General features: G+C 70.5%; 14 protein-coding genes and 1 pseudogene. 9 read left to right on the forward strand and 6 right to left on the reverse strand.

What is annotated here, in order from left to right; genetic code table 11:
• Nucleotides 1-4: 4 nt before the first annotated feature.
• Together OHS70_RS02885 and OHS70_RS02890 are read left to right on the forward strand one after the other, a co-directional pair.
• A complete protein-coding gene (locus tag OHS70_RS02885; protein WP_328393294.1) occupies nucleotides 5-664 on the forward strand; it encodes a spherulation-specific family 4 protein in 660 nt (219 codons plus the stop codon).
• Nucleotides 661-1,473, forward strand: a complete 813-nt coding sequence (locus tag OHS70_RS02890; protein ID WP_328393296.1) for an endo alpha-1,4 polygalactosaminidase — start codon at nucleotides 661-663, stop codon at nucleotides 1,471-1,473. The genes OHS70_RS02885 and OHS70_RS02890 overlap by 4 nt, the downstream gene beginning before the upstream one ends.
• Nucleotides 1,474-1,636: 163 nt before the next feature.
• Here the strand turns inward: OHS70_RS02890 and OHS70_RS02895 are convergent, their stop codons facing one another.
• The gene (locus tag OHS70_RS02895) at nucleotides 1,637-2,332 is read right to left on the reverse strand and encodes a (2Fe-2S)-binding protein (protein WP_328393298.1); all 696 of its coding nucleotides are present in this window, start codon (nucleotides 2,330-2,332) and stop codon (nucleotides 1,637-1,639) included.
• A gap of 320 nt (nucleotides 2,333-2,652) precedes the next feature.
• On the opposite strand from OHS70_RS02895, the gene OHS70_RS02900 reads away from it, so the two are divergent.
• A complete protein-coding gene (locus tag OHS70_RS02900) occupies nucleotides 2,653-3,621 on the forward strand; it encodes a DMT family transporter (RefSeq protein WP_328393300.1) in 969 nt (322 codons plus the stop codon).
• Here the strand turns inward: OHS70_RS02900 and OHS70_RS02905 are convergent.
• Together OHS70_RS02905 and OHS70_RS02910 are read right to left on the reverse strand one after the other, a co-directional pair.
• A complete protein-coding gene (locus tag OHS70_RS02905) occupies nucleotides 3,502-4,764 on the reverse strand; it encodes a transglycosylase family protein (protein ID WP_328393302.1) in 1,263 nt (420 codons plus the stop codon). The genes OHS70_RS02900 and OHS70_RS02905 overlap by 120 nt on opposite strands.
• Nucleotides 4,765-5,032: 268 nt before the next feature.
• Entirely contained in the window at nucleotides 5,033-6,355 is a 1,323-nt protein-coding gene (locus OHS70_RS02910) for an ROK family transcriptional regulator (protein ID WP_328393304.1), read from the reverse strand.
• Between the two features lie 142 nt (nucleotides 6,356-6,497).
• On the opposite strand from OHS70_RS02910, the gene OHS70_RS02915 reads away from it, so the two are divergent.
• Genes OHS70_RS02915 through OHS70_RS02930 form a run of 4 tightly spaced genes read left to right on the forward strand, consistent with a single transcriptional unit; the run spans nucleotide 6,498 to nucleotide 11,096 of the window.
• Nucleotides 6,498-7,808 carry an extracellular solute-binding protein gene (locus OHS70_RS02915; RefSeq protein ID WP_328393306.1) on the forward strand — a complete coding sequence of 437 codons (1,311 nt, stop codon included), beginning with the start codon at nucleotides 6,498-6,500 and terminating at the stop codon, nucleotides 7,806-7,808.
• 9 nt (nucleotides 7,809-7,817) lie between these two features.
• On the forward strand, nucleotides 7,818-8,825 hold the full coding sequence (locus tag OHS70_RS02920; RefSeq protein WP_328393308.1) for a carbohydrate ABC transporter permease: 1,008 nt from the start codon (nucleotides 7,818-7,820) through the stop codon (nucleotides 8,823-8,825).
• A complete protein-coding gene (locus tag OHS70_RS02925) occupies nucleotides 8,818-9,690 on the forward strand; it encodes a carbohydrate ABC transporter permease (RefSeq protein WP_328393310.1) in 873 nt (290 codons plus the stop codon). The genes OHS70_RS02920 and OHS70_RS02925 overlap by 8 nt, the downstream gene beginning before the upstream one ends.
• A 20-nt stretch (nucleotides 9,691-9,710) precedes the next feature.
• Complete coding sequence (locus tag OHS70_RS02930) at nucleotides 9,711-11,096, forward strand: GH1 family beta-glucosidase (RefSeq protein WP_328393312.1); 1,386 nt, start codon at nucleotides 9,711-9,713, stop codon at nucleotides 11,094-11,096.
• A gap of 29 nt (nucleotides 11,097-11,125) precedes the next feature.
• Here the strand turns inward: OHS70_RS02930 and OHS70_RS02935 are convergent, their stop codons facing one another.
• The 3 genes and pseudogenes from OHS70_RS02935 to OHS70_RS02945 all read right to left on the reverse strand — a co-directional run bounded on the left by OHS70_RS02935 (nucleotide 11,126) and on the right by OHS70_RS02945 (nucleotide 14,311).
• Nucleotides 11,126-12,001, reverse strand: coding sequence for an NAD(P)-dependent oxidoreductase (locus OHS70_RS02935; protein WP_328393314.1), 876 nt, complete (start codon nucleotides 11,999-12,001; stop codon nucleotides 11,126-11,128).
• Nucleotides 12,002-12,494: 493 nt separating this feature from the next.
• Nucleotides 12,495-12,847, reverse strand: a pseudogene (locus OHS70_RS02940) (VOC family protein).
• Nucleotides 12,848-13,291: 444 nt separating this feature from the next.
• A complete protein-coding gene (locus tag OHS70_RS02945; RefSeq protein ID WP_328405371.1) occupies nucleotides 13,292-14,311 on the reverse strand; it encodes a GlxA family transcriptional regulator in 1,020 nt (339 codons plus the stop codon).
• Between the two features lie 71 nt (nucleotides 14,312-14,382).
• Here OHS70_RS02945 and OHS70_RS02950 point away from each other — a divergent pair, with 71 nt between their 5' ends.
• Together OHS70_RS02950 and gndA are read left to right on the forward strand one after the other, a co-directional pair.
• Nucleotides 14,383-14,967: a cysteine hydrolase family protein gene (locus OHS70_RS02950; RefSeq protein ID WP_328393316.1), complete on the forward strand. Its 585-nt coding sequence runs from the start codon at nucleotides 14,383-14,385 to the stop codon at nucleotides 14,965-14,967.
• Nucleotides 14,968-15,231: 264 nt separating this feature from the next.
• Entirely contained in the window at nucleotides 15,232-16,671 is a 1,440-nt protein-coding gene (gene gndA / locus OHS70_RS02955) for an NADP-dependent phosphogluconate dehydrogenase (RefSeq protein WP_328393318.1), read from the forward strand.
• The last annotated feature ends 394 nt before the right edge of the window (nucleotides 16,672-17,065 follow it).

Here is a 17,065-nt window from a genome sequence, read left to right on the forward strand (position 1 = left end):
CGTCATGAGACTGCTCGTGCCCCTGTACGTCCATCCGGCCGTCGACCCGGCAGCCTGGCAGGCTCTCGTCGCCTGTGCACCGCTGCTGTACGGCGTGGTGCTCAATGCCGACGACGGACCCGGCCGGGCACCCGACCCGCACTTCACCGGTGCGGCCGCAGCGCTGCGGGCGGCCGGGGCGCCGGTGCTGGGGTATGTCGACACCGACTATGGCCGGCGCTCCGCCCGGGATGTGGCGCGGGACTTCGCGCGGCACCGCGAGTGGTACGCCGCGGACGGGTTCTTCCTCGACCAGGTAGCTGCCGACCGGGGCGGGGTGCGTCACTACCGGCGGCTCGCCCGGACGGCACGGACGTACGGCGCGAGAACCGTCGTGCTCAATCCCGGGGTCCATCCGGCCCCCGGATACGCGGCGTTCGCCGATCTGCTGGTGACGTTCGAGGGCGGGTGGGACGCCTACCGCACGGCTCCGGCGCCGCCGCCGTGGACCGGCGGCCATCCGCCCGAGACCTTCTGTCACCTCGTGCACGGGGTGCCCAGCGGGCTGTGCGGACTGGCTGCGCGGACCGCGGAGCTGCGCGGAGCAGCCGTACACTGCGCCGTGACCGGGCATGGCCCGAACCCCTGGTCGGCTCTGCCACCCGCACTCCGGAAGGCGTCATGACCCGTACGGCCCGGCTGCGGACGGCCTTGTGTGCCGCCGCGTTGCTCCTGCTCGCCGCCTGCTCGACGCCCCCTGAGCCCGGCCCCGGCCCCACCGCCTCCCGCTCGGGGCCGCGCTGGAAGCCGAAGCCCGGACTCGCCTGGCAGTGGCAGCTCCAGGGCAGGATCGACCACAGCGTCGATGTGCCCGTCTACGACATCGACGGTTTCGAGAACGAAGCCGCGACGGTGCGCAGGCTGCACCGGGAAGGCCGCAAGGTCATCTGCTACATCAACGTCGGTGCCTGGGAGGACTTCCGGCCGGACCGGGACGACTTCCCCGAGTCGCTGCTGGGCAAGCCCAACGGCTGGGAGGGCGAGCGCTGGCTGGACATCCGCCGGCGCGACGTGCTGCGCCCGCTGATGGCGAAGCGCTTCGACATGTGCCGGGACCGCGGTTTCGACGCGATCGAGCCCGATCTGATGGACGGCTACCTCAACGACACGGGCTTCGCCCTGACCGGCGCCGATCAGCTCGCCTACAACCGCATGATCGCGCGGCTCGCTCACGACCGTGGTCTGTCGGTGGGGCTGAAGAACGACCTGCCCCATGTCCCGCAGCTGGTACGGGAGTTCGACTTCGCGGTGAACGAGGAATGTGCCGAGTTCGGCGACTGCGCGGCGCTCAAGCCCTTCGTGGCCGCGGGCAAGGCGGTGTTCCATGTCGAGTACGCGCTTCCGGTGGGCCGGTTCTGCAAGCAGGCCGAGCGTCTCGGCCTGAGCTCCATGCGCAAGAAGCTCGATCTGGGCGTGTGGCGCCGGCCCTGCTGAAACAGCCGGCCGCCGGGCGCGGCCGGCTGCGACCGGCTGCGCCTTGCCTCGAGCGAACGCGCCGTTGTGCGAGACGGTGCACATCAACAGGGCCGGGCCGGGCCTGTGCCGTGGCCTGGCCACGGGAAACCCGCGCATCCACCTGTAGGTGGCGTCACGACGATCACTCAGCTGCGGGGGCGGACCGCGGCGGGCGGTCGAAGACACAGTCGCCGCACAGCCCGCCGCCCGGACTGCGGTAGTAGAGACAGCAACTGCGCCGCCGCAGCCCGGGCATCTGAACCGTGCCGGCGAGATCCGCGTGCGCGAACAGCTCCACGGCAAGACGGGAGGTGCGCTCGGCCACCTCGGGCCGTCCGCTGCGGCGAGCCCATGTGTGCAGGGCGCGTACGGCCCCGGCGAGGGCGGACCCCGCGTTGCCCCACAGCAGCTGCCGGGAGACGCGCGTGTCGCGCCGCAGCGCGTCGGCGAGCGGCAGCAGATGCCCGTACTGCACCGCCTCGCGTACGCCGTCCGGCGTCCCGGGCAGCACTCGCACCTCGGTGAGCAGCAGGTCGTCCGGGGCGGCGCGGTCCGTGTCCCAGTGCAGCAGCGCCGGATCGAGGTCGGGCAGCTGCCCGTGCAGTGCCGCGGACCCGAGCGCGACGGACCAGAGGCGGGCGGCGAGGCCGAGGTGGGTGACGGAGGCGGCCACCCGTCGTTCGGTGACGCCGAGTCGCGTGGCGACGGTGTCGACACGTTCCGTCAGCCGCGCGCCGTCACCGGTGTAGACGCGGCCGAGCGGTGTGTGGTCGCCGTCCGGCGTCCCGGTCCGCAGGGCGAAGAAACCCCCCACGGAGGCCAGCTCTGCCAGGTCCACGCCCACTCTCCGCTCTCTTTCGTCGCCCGCGCGAGGTGTCGCACCGAAAATACGGTGCGAGCGCACCCGAACACCGTAACGATGGCGCGGTGGCACGGGCCGGCGGCGTGGTCGGCCCGGCAGCGCGCGGGGAAAGAGCGCTGACCGGATACTGGGAGTGAGCGCCGTACGCGTGAAGACGGGCCGGCAACCACCCCGGCCGGCCCGCGCCCCGTCCCCTAGGGGGACTACGGGGGTCATCCCGTACTCCGTCAGCAGTACGACCAAATGCCTGCTCAAGAACGACGACGTGAACGCAGAAGGGGGACAGGGTGGTCGGTATGAGTTCCCTAGCGCTCTCCGTGCTCCTGTCACTGGTCTCCGCGGTCGCCTATGCGGGCGGGGCCATCCTGCAGGAGCACGTGGCGTCCCACACGCCCTCCCGCCCCTACGCGCCCCTGCACCAGGGCGGCTGGTGGGTCGCCGTCGCGCTCAACGGGATCGGCGCCGTGCTGCATGTGGCTGCGCTGGCGTACGGGCCGCTCAGCGTGGTGCAGCCGCTCGGCGCTCTGACCATCGTGTTCGCGCTGCCGATGGCGGCGCTGTTCGTACGGCGCAAGGCCGGGGCGACAGCGTGGCGGGGCGCGATCATGGCGACGGTGGGGCTCGCGGGACTGCTCTCCCTGACCGGGAACACCGACTCCCACTCGCTGCCGGGTGCACAGCGCGTGGTGCTCGCGGCGGTCACCGTGGGCGCGGTGGGGCTGCTGTTCCTGCTCGCGCAGCGCATGCACCGGCCGATCGCCCGCAGCGTGCTGCTGGCCGGCGCGGCGGGTGTGTCGTTCGGTATCGCCTCGGTGTTCACCAAGACGGCCGCGGTGGACTGGAACTGGGCCGCGCCGCTCACGCAGTGGCCGAGCCTGCTGGCGATCGCCGCCTTCGCCACCTGCGGGCTGCTGCTCTCCCAAGCCTCCTACCGCGGCGCGGGCCTCGCGGCACCGCTTGCGACGGTCACGGTCGTCAACCCGGTGGTGGCGGCGGTCGTCGGCCTCACCATGTTCGGTGAGACCTTCCGGTACGGCGTGACCGGGACCGTGCTGGCCCTGGGCTTCGGTGTGGTGGCGGCGGGCGGCCTCATCCTGCTGACCGTCGAGCGGCTCGGTACGGGGCCGAACCCGCCGCGGGCGGGCTCAGATCCTGACACCGCCCGACCGCAGATAGGCGAGGGGGTCGATGTCGGACCCGTACCCCGGCCCCGTGCGCACCTCGAAGTGGAGATGCGGTCCGGTGCTGTTGCCGGTGGATCCTGAGCGGCCGATCCGCTGACCGCTGGAGACCTGCTGGCCGGAGCGCACGGTGAGGGCCGACAGGTGCGCGTACTGGCTGTACTTGCCGTCGGTGTGCCGGATGACGACCTCGTAGCCGTACGCCCCGCCCCAGCCGGCCGACACCACCCGCCCGGCGGCGACGGCCTGGACGGAGGTGCCGGTGGGGATCGGGAAGTCCACGCCCGTGTGGTAGCCGCTCGCCCAGGCGGAGCCGGCCTTACGGTAGGCGGTGGAGGGGTTGGCGTCCACAGGTGCGCTGAATCCCGCCCGCTGGGCGGGCTTGGCGGCAGTGGCCGGCTTGACCTGCTCTTTCGGCTTCGGAGCCGGCCGCTTGGGCTGCGGCTGCGGCTTCGGCTGGGGTTTCGACCGGGGCTGCGGCGTCTGCTGCTGCGGCCGGGTGCGCGGGGGCTGCTGCCGGTCCGGTGCGGCGGGGCGGGTGTCGGTGCGGGAGTCGGTGCGCGGGGCCGCGATGCGCAGGGTCAGCCGCTGGCCTGGGAAGATCAGATCCGGGTCGTCGCCGACGACAGCGCGGTTCTGTTCGTAGAGCCGCTGCCAGCCGCCGCTGACCCGCTCCCGCCCGGCGATCTCGGAGAGTGAGTCGCCTCGGGCGACCGTGTAACCCTCGCGCTCGGTCGGCACCGTGGTGGGCGACGCGTTCCGCTTCGGGCCGGCCTTCCTGGGCGCGAGCTGTTTCGGCTGGGCAGGCTTGTTCGGACCCGTCATCGGCTCGATGTCCGGGGCGTCGCCGCCTCGGGTCAGACCTGCCTCCACGGAACAGGTGGGCCAGGCGCGCGGCCCCTGGCCCTCGAGGACCTTCTCCGCGACGGCGATCTGCTGGTCCTTGGTGGCCAGATCCGCGCGCGGGGCGTACTGCCTTCCGCCGTACGCCTCCCAGGTGGCCTGGCTGAACTGGAGGCCGCCGTAGTAGCCGTTGCCCGTGTTGATCTTCCAGCTGTTGGTGGACTCGCAGGCCGCGACCTTCTCCCAGACGTCGACGGACGCCGCATGGGCCGACCCGGCGCCGATCAGGGGCAGCGCCATTCCCGCACCGCCGGCCGTGACGGTGAGTGACGCGCGGTTGATGCGGCTCGGCTGATATCGGCGGTGCCGACCGGTTGCGGCCATGGCTGAGACTCCCCCACTGACATGTCGGTCACGCATGCAGGTCATGTCGCAAGCGGCCAACTTAGGTGCAGCACAAGGACCATGACAAGGCTTCAGTCTCAGAGTGGCCGGTTCCCGGCCTTGCTCGAACCATGCCCGCGCCGTACGGGAAGGGCAGGCGCCGCCGGGGGCGAAGTCCCGGCGGCGCCTTCCGCCCGGGCCCGGGGCGCACGGGCCACGAGTGGACACCACGCACGCCTGTCGGCCCGGAACTCCTTGCCGCCAGGTCTCAGGCCGGGGCTGCGGAGCTGCGGCGCCGGGCCGGCGCCAGGGCGCCCGGCCCGGGTGAGCCCGGTGGCCGCGACGTCACCGGCGGGCGGCTGCCGCCGCGTGCGAGGAAGTCGGCGAGCGGCAGGGTGGCGGCGCCGACGGTGACGGCGTCGGGGCCGAGGCGGCCCAGTTCGATGGTGGTGCGCGAGGCCGCGTGATGCAGCGCGTACTCGCCTGCGTATCGGCGTACTTCGGGCAGCAGATGGGGGCCGAGCAGCAGTCCCGCCCAGCCGCCGAGCAGGATGCGTTCGGGACGGAAGAGGTTGATCAGGTCGGCGACTGCGGCGCCGAGGTACTCGGCGGTGTCGTCGAGGAGGGAGAGGGCGACCGGGTCGGGTTCCGCTGCGCCCCCTTCGGGGAAGGCGGCGGCCAGCAAGGTGGCCAGCGCGGTCTCGTCGTCCGCGTCGGGAGGCAGCGGACCGCCCGCCTCCTGCCAGCGTTCACGCAGCGCTTCACCTCCCACGTACGCCTCCAGGCAGCCGGCCGATCCGCAGCGGCAGCGCCGGCCTCTGATACGGACAGTGGTGTGGCCCCATTCCAGCGCGCTGCTGCGGGCGTTCTCGTCGGGGGTCGCGGCGTGTACGACGCAGGCGCCGACGCCCGAGCCGATCAGCGCGACGGCGGCCTCGCGCGAGCCGCGTCCGCCGCCGAACCACATCTCGGCCTGCCCCAGCGTCTTGGCCCCGTTGTCGATGAACAGCGGTACCGCGGGCGGGATGTCGACGGCTTCACGCAGCAACCGCTCGAAGGGCACGGCGCTCCAGCCGATGGTCTGGCCGTGCACGATCGCGCCGCCAGGCGAGTCGTACTCGATGAGTCCGGGCACGCCGATGCCGATGCCGAGCAGACGGGCGGGGTCGGCGTCCGCGTCGCGGAGCACGTCGGCGACGCCGGCGCGGACATGGGCGACGACGCGCTCCACGTCGTAACCGTGCTGGGCAAGGGGGCGTTCGGTGCGGGCGAGTTCGGTGAGCGAGAGGTCGAAGAGTTCGACACGGATCCGGGTCTCGCCGATGTCGATGCCGACGAGGAGCCCGCTGCCGGGCGCCACGCGCAGCAGGGTGCGCGGCCGGCCGCCGTCGGAGTCGACCACTCCGGCCTCCTCGATCACGCCTTCCGCGACAAGCTCGGAGACCACGTTGCTGATGGAACCCGAACTGAGCGAGGTCGCCGGTCCGAGCTCCTGGCGGCTCAACGGGCCGTCGAAATACAACCGTTGCAGAACCCGTGCGCGATTGCCGCGCCGCAGGTCACGCACCGTCCGTCTGTCGCTCTGAGCCATGGGTCTCCTTCCCTTCAGGCAACATACCCCGGCCCCAGGCCTTGACGCGACCTTCCCTCACCTCTTAAATCACGGCGTGAATTAAGTCATGGAGGCCGTTCGGATCCCGAACGCAGCCATCCCCGGAAAGGGGCCACCTCTCATGCGCAGAACACGAGCCGCAGCAGCCGTCGTCGTCTGTGCCCTCGCCGCCGTCACCGGCTGCGGCGGCGGCACCGCGACCGACGGCGCGGGCAGCAACGAATCGCCCAGGACACTGACCTACTGGGCCTCGAACCAGGGCCCCAGCATCGAGGCCGACAAGAAGATCCTCACCGCCGAGCTGAAGAAGTTCGAGCAGCAGACGGGCATCAAGGTCAAGCTCGAGGTCATCCCCTGGTCCGATCTGCTCAACCGGATCCTGGCCGCCACCACGTCCGGCCAGGGCCCCGATGTCCTGAACATAGGCAACACCTGGTCGGCCTCCCTCCAGGCGACCGGTGCCCTGCTGCCGTGGGACGAGAAGAACTTCGGCGCGATCGGAGGCCGGGAGCGCTTCGTCGACTCGGCGGTCGCCTCGGCCGGCGCAGAGGGCCAGGACCCGGCGGCCGTACCGCTCTACTCGCTCGCCTACGCGCTCTACTACAACAAGAAGATGTTCGCCGACGCGGGCATCGACGGCCCGCCCGCCACCTGGGACGAACTGGTCGCGGACGGCAAGAAGATCTCCAGGGACGGCAAGTGGGCGCTGGGCGCCGAGGGCGGCAACCTCGCCAACAACATCCACCAGGCATTCGTGCTCGGCAAGCAGCACGGCGCAGACTTCTTCGACACGTCCGGGAAGCCGACCTTCACTTCGGACGGCGCGGTCGCGGCGGTCAAGCAGTACGTCGACTTCATGGCCAAGGACAAGATCGTGGCGCCGGGAAACGCGGAGTACGCGCAGAACCAGTCGCTGAACGACTTCGCCAAGGGCAGGACGGCGATGGTGCTGTGGCAGGCCGCCGCGTCCACCTTCGCCGCACAGGGCATGAAGCCCGAGGACTGGGGCGTAGCCCCGGTGCCCGTGCCGGCCGGTGAGCCGGGCAGCGGCAGGAACACCAACTCGATGGTCGCGGGCATCAACATCGCGGTGTTCAAGAACACCAGGAACATCGACGGCGCGAAGAGGTTCGTGAAGTTCATGACCAGCGACGAGGAGCAGAAGCTCCTCAACAAGAGCTACGGCTCCATCCCGCCCGTCAAGGCCGCCCAGCAGGACCCGGCGTTCTCCGCCCCGGATCTGAAGGTCCTGCGCGACACGCTGGCCACCAGCGCCGCCCCGCTCCCCCAGGTGCCCCAGGAGTCGCAGTTCGAGACTGCCGTCGGGACCGCCGTCAAGGACCTGTGGGCGGACGCCGCCGCGGGACGACCGGTGACCACCGAGTCCGTCAGGGCACGCATGGAAAAGGCCCAGCAGCTGATGCAGAGTTGAGGCCCCCCGATGACCGCCACCATGACACCCGGCCACCTGGACCGGGCGGGCACCGGCGGGAGCACGGGCAAGGGGGATGCGCGCCGCCGGGTACCGCGCATCCCCGACCGGATCCGCCGCGGCGGCCTGCCCTACCTTCTGCTCCTGCCGGCCGTCGTGCTCGAACTGCTCGTCCATCTGATCCCGATGGCGATCGGGATCCTGATGAGCTTCCGCCGGTTGACCCAGTTCTACATCCGCAACTGGAGTGCGGCGCCCTGGGCCGGGCCGGACAACTACAAGTTCGCCGTCGATGTCGACGCCCCGATCGGCCGGGCACTGCTCGACTCGTTCTTCGTCACCTGCGTCTTCACCGTCCTGGCCGTCGGTCTCTCCTGGCTGTTCGGCGTGAGCGCGGCGATCGTGATGCAGGAGAACTTCCGGGGACGAGGGTTTCTGCGGGCCGTGTTCCTCACCCCGTACGCCCTGCCTGTGTACGCGGCCGTCATCACCTGGGCCTTCATGTTCCAGCGCGACAACGGCCTGATCAACCACGTGCTGCACGACCAGCTCGGGCTCACCGACGAGCCCTCTTTCTGGCTGATAGGCGACAACAGCTTCACCGCGCTGGTGGTCGTGGCGGTCTGGAAGTCCTGGCCGTTCGCGTTCCTCATCGTGATGGCCGGGCTGCAGAACATTCCGCGCGAGCTGTACGAGGCGGCGGCGATCGACGGGGCCGGGGTCTGGCAGCAGATCCGCCGCATCACCCTGCCGTCCCTGCGCCCGGTCAACCAGGTGCTGGTGCTCGTGCTGTTCCTGTGGACCTTCAACGACTTCAACACCCCGTTCGTGCTGTTCGGCAGGTCCGCACCGGAGGCCGCCGACCTGATCTCGGTGCACATCTACCAGTCGTCGTTCGTCACCTGGAACTTCGGCAGCGGCTCGGCGATGTCCGTGCTGCTGCTGCTCTTCCTGCTGCTGGTGACGGCCGGGTACCTGCTGCTGACCTCGCGAGGAAGGAAGGCCGACGATGTCTAGGGCGACAAGGCCACCCAGGTCCCCGAGCGCGCCGCCACGGTCCTTCCTGTGGACGCGCCGTGTCATCCTCACGTTCCTGACGGCGTTCGCACTGCTGCCGGTCTATGTGATGGTGTCCACCTCGCTCAAACCGCTGCAGGACGTGTCGGGCACGTTCCAGTGGGTCCCGAGCGGGCTCACCCTGCGCCCGTACGTGGACATCTGGGACACCGTGCCGCTGGCCCGGTACTTCGTCAACTCGCTGATCGTGGCAGGCTCGGCGACGGTGCTGTCCGTGGTCATCGCGGTGTTCGCGGCGTATGCGGTCAGCCGCTACCGGTTCCGCGGCAAGCGGGTGTTCACGGTCACGGTCCTGTCCACCCAGATGTTTCCCGGCATCCTCTTCCTGCTCCCGCTGTTCCTGATCTTCGTCAATGTCGGGAACAGCACCGGGGTCGCCCTGTACGGATCGCGCGGCGGGCTGATCCTGACCTGTCTGACGTTCTCGCTCCCCTTCTCGATCTGGATGCTGATCGGCTACTTCGACTCCATCCCGAAGGATCTGGACGAGGCGGCGATGGTGGACGGCTGCGGGCCGCTGCGCGCGCTGTTCAAGGTCGTCGTGCCCGCCGCGGTGCCCGGCATCGTGGCCGTGTCCGTCTACGCGTTCATGACCGCATGGGGCGAGGTGCTGTTCGCGTCGGTGATGACGAACGACGCCACCCGCACGCTCGCCATCGGCCTGCGGGGCTACGCCACCCAGAACGACGTCTACTGGAACCAGGTCATGGCCGCCTCGCTGGTCGTCAGCGTGCCCGTCGTCGCCGGGTTCCTGCTCCTCCAGCGCTATCTCGTCGCGGGCCTCACCGCGGGGGCGGTCAAGTGACACCGAGCGAAAGGCAGTGCGTGAACGACCTCAACGCCCTCCCGTCCGACTTCATCTGGGGCGCGGCCACCGCCGCGTACCAGATCGAGGGAGCCGTCGCCGAGGACGGTCGCTCCCCGTCGATCTGGGACACCTTCTCCCGCACCCCGGGCAAGGTCGCGAACGGCGACACCGGTGACGTGGCCTGCGACCACTACCACCGGTGGCCCGAGGACATCGGACTGATGAAGCGACTCGGCCTGGACGCCTACCGGTTCTCGATCGCCTGGCCGCGGATCGTGCCCGGTGGCGACGGGCCGGTCAACGAGGCCGGACTCGCCTTCTACGACCGGCTGGTGGACGGTCTCCTCGATGCCGGGATCACCCCGTTCGCCACCCTCTACCACTGGGATCTGCCACAGGCCCTGCAGGACCGCGGCGGCTGGACCTCCCGTGAGACGTCCGAGCACTTCGCCGCCTACGCCTCCGCGGTCACCGAGCGTCTCGGCGACCGCGTCAAGGACTGGGCGACCCTCAACGAGCCGCTGTGCTCGGCGTGGATCGGCCATCTGGAGGGCGCGATGGCGCCGGGGCTCACCGACCTCGATGCGGCGGTACGGGCCTCCTACCATCTCCACCTCGGTCACGGTCTCGCCGTGCAGGCGGTCCGGGCGGCGTCGCCCGACGCGCGGATCGGCATCGTCAACAACCTCAGCCCGATCGAGGCGGCGAGCGAACGCGAGGAGGACATCGCGGCGGCGGTCCGCGCGGACGGCCACACCAACCGCTGGTGGCTGGACCCGATCCACGGCCGCGGCTATCCCGAGGACATGCTCGACCTGTACGGGGCCGAGCTGCCGGAGCGCCCCGGCGACCTGGACACGATCGCCACGCCGCTGGACTGGATCGGTCTGAACTACTACTTCCGCCAGATCGTCGAGGCCGACCCGGCCGGCCGGGCCCCGTACGCCCGGCAGATCGATCCGGCGGGCGCCCGGCACACCGCGATGGGCTGGGAGGTGCACGCGGACGGCCTGGAACAGCTGCTGATGCGGCTGACGGACGAATACGGCGCCCGGCGCATCCATGTCACCGAGAACGGCTCCGCCTACCCGGACGCCGTGCGCGCCGACGGCACCGTGGACGACCCCGAGCGGGTGCGGTACCTGGAGGAGCACCTGGCCGCGTGCGGCCGCGCGGTCGCCAAGGGCGCGCCGCTCGCCGGGTACTTCGCATGGTCGCTGATGGACAACTTCGAGTGGGCGTACGGCTACGACAAGAGGTTCGGCCTCGTCCATGTCGACTACGCGACACAGAAGCGGACCGTCAAGGGCAGCGGCCACCGGTACGCGGACATCATCCGCGCGGCTCGCGAAGGGCGCGCAGGGCGGCTGCGCATTCGTGACACCTGGAGCTCGCGCGGATAGGCGTGGTGGAGCGCCGTCCGCGCGAGCTGTCAGCCCGGTTGTTTGATGCTCTCGATGATCCGGGCGAAGCCTTCCTCTCCATGGCCTGCATCAATCTGACGTTGGATCAGCCTCTGGACCATGGCGACCACCTCGGTGCTGATGCCCTGGTCGGAACTGGCGGCCAGGAGGTCACCGAGGTTGGAGAACTCGAGGCTCTGTTGCCCTTCGACGGTGTAGTCCCCGCCATCGATGACTGCGGCGAACCCTTGGAAGGCGCCGGTCATGGCGGTCAGCCAAGGGGTTGCCATAGCGGCGAACTCGCCCGCCGTCACGCCGGCCGGCGCGACCATGGCGGCGCCGTGCAGGAATCCGGCGAACATGACGTACATACCCGCGAGCAGGGCGAGGTCGTACAGGGACGCCAGCCCAGCATCCTCACCGAAGTAGGTACTGGTTCCCCACAGGTCGAGCAGCGGCTTGTACTGATGGAAGACATCGGCCGATCCGCTGTAGAGGATCGATGACCCAGGCCGGCCGATCATGTGCGGTACGGCCATGATGCCGCCGTCCAGATACGCGACCCCGGCATGGGCGGCCCAGGCGGCCAGCTCCCGTGACTGAGCCGGTGACGTCGTGGTCACGTTGATCAAGGTTCGTCCCGCCAACTCATTGGAGAGCGGATCGAGCACCTCATGGACCGACGCGTGGTCCAGCAGGCATACGATCACCAACCCGCCGGCCCGGACCGCGTCGCCGGCCGTCGCAGCGGCCTCCGCGCCCTGCGCAACGAGGTCGTCCGCCTTCTCCGGTGAACGGTTCCAGACCGTTGTCGCGTATCCGGCCTTCACCAGGGCGCCCGCGAGAGCGCTCCCCATCGCCCCAAGCCCGAGAACACTCACCTGGACGCTGTTGTTGGTTGTCATTCCTGGGACTCCTCCTCGTGTTCGTCCTTCGGCTGGATCCTCTCCGCTGCCAGTGGGGTTGACCAGTACGGACTAATTGGTCAGGTACTCACTCGCGGGTAAGTACGCCTTGGACGGAGCACGGCGTCTCGCTCAACGCAGCCCTGGCCTCATGGGGAAAACGGGGCACCGAACGCATGCGGCGGATCGGGGCCGGAAAGGTCTCCACCAACGTCGCCGGGACAGTTCCGCGACAGAAGCGGATGGGCCGGCCGGATCGTAGACCGGGGCTGTGGCAGCACGCCGCGAATCGGTCCCACAGGGGATCGGTCAGCCATACGGCAGTGCAGGCACAGAGCCTGGTGATCACAGATCATTGCAACTCCATGATCACCAGGCTCTGTGCCTGTGCCGCCCCGGGCGCTCCATGATGCCTGTCCGCGGGCGTGACCAAGGTTCACACCTCGACAACCTCGTGGTCCACCGGCACGTCACCGCCTGCGTGAAGACGCGGTCAGGCGGGCTGCCACAGCTCGACCCGATTGCCCTCAGGATCGGTGACCCAGCCGAATCGACCGACACCCTCCATGTCCTGCGTTTCTTCGGCCACGTCCGCTCCCTTGGCACGCAACTGCGCGAGCATCGCATCCAGGTCACGGACCCGGAAGTTGAGCATGGTCTGCTGGGCGCGGGACCCGAATAGTCGGTCCCGGACTCGAACGTCGCAAACACCGTCAGCCCGGCTCCCTGACGCCACAGGCCGTGCTCATCGGCGTCCAGGCCCAGGCAATCGCGATACCACGCGCTCAGGGCCGCCGGGTCGGCGGCGCGCATGAAGTATCCGCCGATTCCAAGCACACGTTCCATGCCGCCATCTTGCCAGGACGGCGATCGGGCGGGCCGGCACCACACCATCGCCCGCTCCACCGCCGTCTCAACCGCGGGGGAACTCGTTACGTCCCGGGTTCGAACCCCGTCGGCGGTGACGTGAAGGCGCAGGTCACTCGACCGCTGCCTGAGCCCTTGTCCCATGGTTCGCCCGTCGCTCCGGTGTGTGTAGTCCGACGGCAGCGAGACCCCGAGGTGCCGTTCCGACGCTGACCACAACTCGGGCCGCGCCCAGCCCCATACCTTCGGCTCACCGAGGAGCGATCTCAGTTGTTCCAATGACGACATGGCTCCCCGATCGGCCCGGTTCACATCCCAACGGCATCATCCACTGTCCCAACAGCGCTGCGAGGGTCGACCGGGGACGGCGGCAGCAGCATCCCCGCCGGACCGGAGCACGGGAGCAACCGGCGTGGCGAGCCGTCAGGCATCGGGCGGGCGCCGTGGGTTCAGTGCCGGGCTGTGCCGCGCATGGGCGGCGAAGGAGGCGCGGTAGGCGCGTGGGCTGGTGGCGAGGCGCGAGGCGAAGTGCTGGCGCATCGTGATCTCGCTGCCGAAGCCCGTACGGCGGGCGACCTCGGGCATCGGCAGGTCGGTGTGTTCGAGGAGCTTCTGCGCGGCGGCGATGCGCTGATCCAGGAGCCAGCGCAGTGGCGTTGTGCCGGTGGCCGCGGCGAAGTGGCGGGCGAAAGAGCGTGCCGACATGCCCGCGTGGGCGGCGAGGTCGGCGACGGCGAGCGGTTCGTGCAGGTGATGGACGGCGTATGCGCGTACGGATGCGAGTGCGTCGGCGTCGCGGTCGGTGCGCGGGATGGGGTGCTCGATGAACTGGGCCTGGGTTCCGGTGCGGAAGGGTGCCGTGACCATGGAACGGGCGATCGCCGCGGCAGCCTCGGCGCCATGGGCCGTGCGGACCAGGTGAAGGCACAGGTCGATGCCGGCGGCCGTACCGGCGGCGGTCCAGATGTTGCCGTCCTCGATGAAGAGGGCGTCGGGTACGACGGTGACGCGGGGGTGCTCGGCCCTGAGCAGATCGACGAGGTTCCAGTGGGTGATGACGCAGCGGCCGTCGAGGAGACCGGCCTGGGCGAGTGTGAAGGCGCCGCCGCACAGGGCCGCGATGGTGGTGCCGCGTGCGTGCGCCCGGCGCAGGGCGTCGAGTACGGGTTCCGGTGCGGGGGTGAGATGGTCGTCCAGGCCGGGGACCAGGATCAGGTCGGCACGGGGCAGCCAGGCGAGGGTGCGGTCGGGGGTGAGGCTCAGCCCCCCGCGCATGGGGACGGGCGCCGCGACGGTGGCGACGCGGCGCAGGTCGAATGCGGGGACGCCGCGGTCGGTGCGATCCGTGCCCCAGACCTCGGTGATGACGGAGACGTCGAAGGCCCGGATGCCCGGGAAGCTCACCAGGGCGACACGGTACGGCGCGGGGTCGGTGGCCACTATGGCAGTAAACCATCGATCGCTGACTTTCCCCCGTCTGGGGCCGGGTCGGCCGGGGCGGCAGCATGGTCGGCATGGAGATCGCACTGAACGCAGCACTGGTCGTGGTGGACGTACAGAAGGGCTTCGACGAGCCGGCCTTCTGGGGTCCGCGGAACAATCCGGAGGCCGACGAGAACATCGCCTCGCTCATCGACGCATGGCAGGCCACAGGGCGGCCGGTGGTCTTCGTCCGCCACGACTCGTCGAAGCCGGACTCGCCGCTGCGGCCGGGGCACGAGGGGAACGGCCTCAAGGAGTACGTCGAGCAGCGGCGAGGAAAGGGCGCAGCAGCGGAGCTTTTCGTGACCAAGACGGTGAATTCGGCCTTCTACGGGACGCCGGACCTGGACGCGTGGTTCAGGGCCGAGGGCATCTCGCAGTTCGTGGTGGCCGGGATCCAGACCAACATGTGCGCGGAGACCACCGCACGGATGGGTGGAAACCTCGGGTACGAGGTGCTCTTCACTCTGGACGCGACGTACACCTTCGACCTCGAGGGGCCGTTCGGCTGGCGGCGGTCCGCGGACGAACTGGCGCAGGCGTCGGCCGTGTCACTGCACGGCGGAGGCTTCGCGACGGTGGTCACGACGAAGGATGTCGTGGCCGCGGCGGCCTGACCGCGGCCGGCCGCGCACACTCACTCGCCGCCGGGACCGCATCCGCCCCGCCCCGCCCGACCGAGTCCGATCCGTGAGAAGGAAGGGGCCCGCCTCGCGCCCGGGCCGCGCCACCGGGCACGATGCCCAGGTCACCAGGGAATGCGGACACCTCCGCGAGACTTGGTGATCGATGAATGGCCGGCCGCGCCCGTACGTATGCGTGGGGGCGGGACCCGGATTTGCGGGACACGGATTTTTCGACGGACTTCCAGGAGCGTAGGCATGAGTGGAACTGCCCAGATCGGCGTCACCGGGCTCGCGGTGATGGGCCGCAATCTCGCACGTAACTTCGCCCGCAACGGCCTCACGGTCGCCGTGCACAACCGCACGCCGGCCAAGACGCGCACGCTGGTCCAGGAGTTCGGCGACGAGGGCACGTTCGTGGCGGCGGAGTCGCCCGAGGAGTTCGTGGCGGCGCTGGAGCGGCCGCGGCGACTGATGATCATGGTCAAAGCGGGCGAGGCCACGGACGCGGTGATCGAGGAGTTCGCGCCGCTGCTGGAAGAGGGCGATGTCATCATCGACGGCGGCAACGCCCACTTCGCCGACACCCGGCGCCGTGAGAAGCAGCTGCGCGAGCGCGGCATCCACTTCGTCGGGGTCGGCGTCTCCGGCGGCGAGGAAGGTGCGCTCCACGGCCCGAGCATCATGCCGGGCGGCTCGGCCGAGTCGTACGCCTCGCTCGGCCCGCTGCTGGAGAAGATCGCGGCCGAGGCGCCCGACGGCACGCCGTGCGTCTCCCATGTCGGCCCCGACGGCGCCGGCCACTTCGTGAAGATGGTGCACAACGGCATCGAGTACGCCGACATGCAGCTGATCGCCGAGGCGTACCACCTGCTGCGCGACGTCGCGGGCTACTCCCCCGCGCAGATCGCCGAGACCTTCCGCGCCTGGAACACCGGCCGGCTCGACTCGTACCTGATCGAGATCACCGCCGAGGTGCTCGCGCACACGGACGCGGCGACCGGGAAGCCGTTCGTCGACATCGTCACCGACCAGGCGGAGCAGAAGGGCACGGGCCGCTGGACCGTGCAGATCGCGCTCGACCTGGGGGTGCCGGTCTCGGGCATCGCCGAGGCGGTGTTCGCCCGTTCACTCTCGGGCCACGCGGAACTGCGCGAGGCCTCGCGCAACCTGCCCGGTCCGACGGCGCAGCCGCTCGCGGCCGAGGAGGCGGCGCGCTTCGCCGAGCGGGTGGAGCAGGCGCTGTACGCGTCCAAGATCGTGTCGTACACGCAGGGCTTCCACCAGATTCAGGCGGGCAGCGAAGCCTACGACTGGGGTGTCGACGCGGGGGCCGTGGCGGCACTGTGGCGGGCCGGGTGCATCATCAGGGCGGCGTTCCTGGACCGGATCCGCGCCGCGTACGACGCACAGCCGGAGCTGCCGAGCCTGCTGTCCGACAAGCAGTTCGCCGAGGAGATCGGCGCGGCACAGGACGACTGGCGCGAAGTCGTCGCGACGGCCGCCCGGCAGGGCGTCCCGACACCGGGCTTCGCGGCGGCGCTCGCGTACTACGACGCCCTGCGCGCCGAGCGTCTGCCGGCGGCGCTCACGCAGGGACAGCGTGACTTCTTCGGCGCGCACACCTATCGGCGCACCGACCGGGAGGGATCGTTCCACACCCTCTGGGGTGGTGACCGCTCGGAGGTCACGGGCTGATCGACGCGGGCGGCGGACCGGGGCGCACGCGCCGAGCGGCGGGCCGATCGGCCTCTTGGATCGGCCCGCCGGGCGATTCGCCGGACCGGACAACTCGCCGGACGGTTCGCCGGACCGGACAACTCGCCGGACGGTTCGCCGGACCGGACAACTCGCCGGACGGTTCGCCGGACCGGACAACTCGCCGGTCCGGGCTGGGGTTCGGGGCCGGGCTGCGGTTCCGGCTCGGGGCGGTCGGGGCCCGGCGGGTTCGGGATCGGATCCGGCGCGGGTCCCGGTGGGGGTGGGCCGGGCGGCACCGGGCCGGGCAGCGGTCCCGGGCCGGGTCCCGGCGGCCCCGGCATGGGGCCGGGGGTAGGCGGTACGGGGTCTGGGAACGGATGGGTCATGCCGG

Source organism: Streptomyces sp. NBC_00390 (assembly GCF_036057275.1).
Classification (GTDB): Bacteria; Actinomycetota; Actinomycetes; order Streptomycetales; family Streptomycetaceae; genus Streptomyces.

What these genes read in the sequence shown, in the direction of transcription:
- OHS70_RS02950 (WP_328393316.1), top strand. Translation starts at nt 14,383, where the DNA reads ATGGAGATCGCACTGAACGCAGCACTGGTCGTGGTGGACGTACAGAAG.
- OHS70_RS02915 (WP_328393306.1), top strand. Translation starts at nt 6,498, where the DNA reads ATGCGCAGAACACGAGCCGCAGCAGCCGTCGTCGTCTGTGCCCTCGCC.
- OHS70_RS02890 (WP_328393296.1), top strand. Translation starts at nt 661, where the DNA reads ATGACCCGTACGGCCCGGCTGCGGACGGCCTTGTGTGCCGCCGCGTTG.
- OHS70_RS02920 (WP_328393308.1), top strand. Translation starts at nt 7,818, where the DNA reads ATGACCGCCACCATGACACCCGGCCACCTGGACCGGGCGGGCACCGGC.
- gndA (WP_328393318.1), top strand. Translation starts at nt 15,232, where the DNA reads ATGAGTGGAACTGCCCAGATCGGCGTCACCGGGCTCGCGGTGATGGGC.
- OHS70_RS02905 (WP_328393302.1), bottom strand. Translation starts at nt 4,764, where the DNA reads ATGGCCGCAACCGGTCGGCACCGCCGATATCAGCCGAGCCGCATCAAC.
- OHS70_RS02910 (WP_328393304.1), bottom strand. Translation starts at nt 6,355, where the DNA reads ATGGCTCAGAGCGACAGACGGACGGTGCGTGACCTGCGGCGCGGCAAT.
- OHS70_RS02925 (WP_328393310.1), top strand. Translation starts at nt 8,818, where the DNA reads ATGTCTAGGGCGACAAGGCCACCCAGGTCCCCGAGCGCGCCGCCACGG.
- OHS70_RS02885 (WP_328393294.1), top strand. Translation starts at nt 5, where the DNA reads ATGAGACTGCTCGTGCCCCTGTACGTCCATCCGGCCGTCGACCCGGCA.
- OHS70_RS02935 (WP_328393314.1), bottom strand. Translation starts at nt 12,001, where the DNA reads ATGACAACCAACAACAGCGTCCAGGTGAGTGTTCTCGGGCTTGGGGCG.
- OHS70_RS02900 (WP_328393300.1), top strand. Translation starts at nt 2,653, where the DNA reads ATGAGTTCCCTAGCGCTCTCCGTGCTCCTGTCACTGGTCTCCGCGGTC.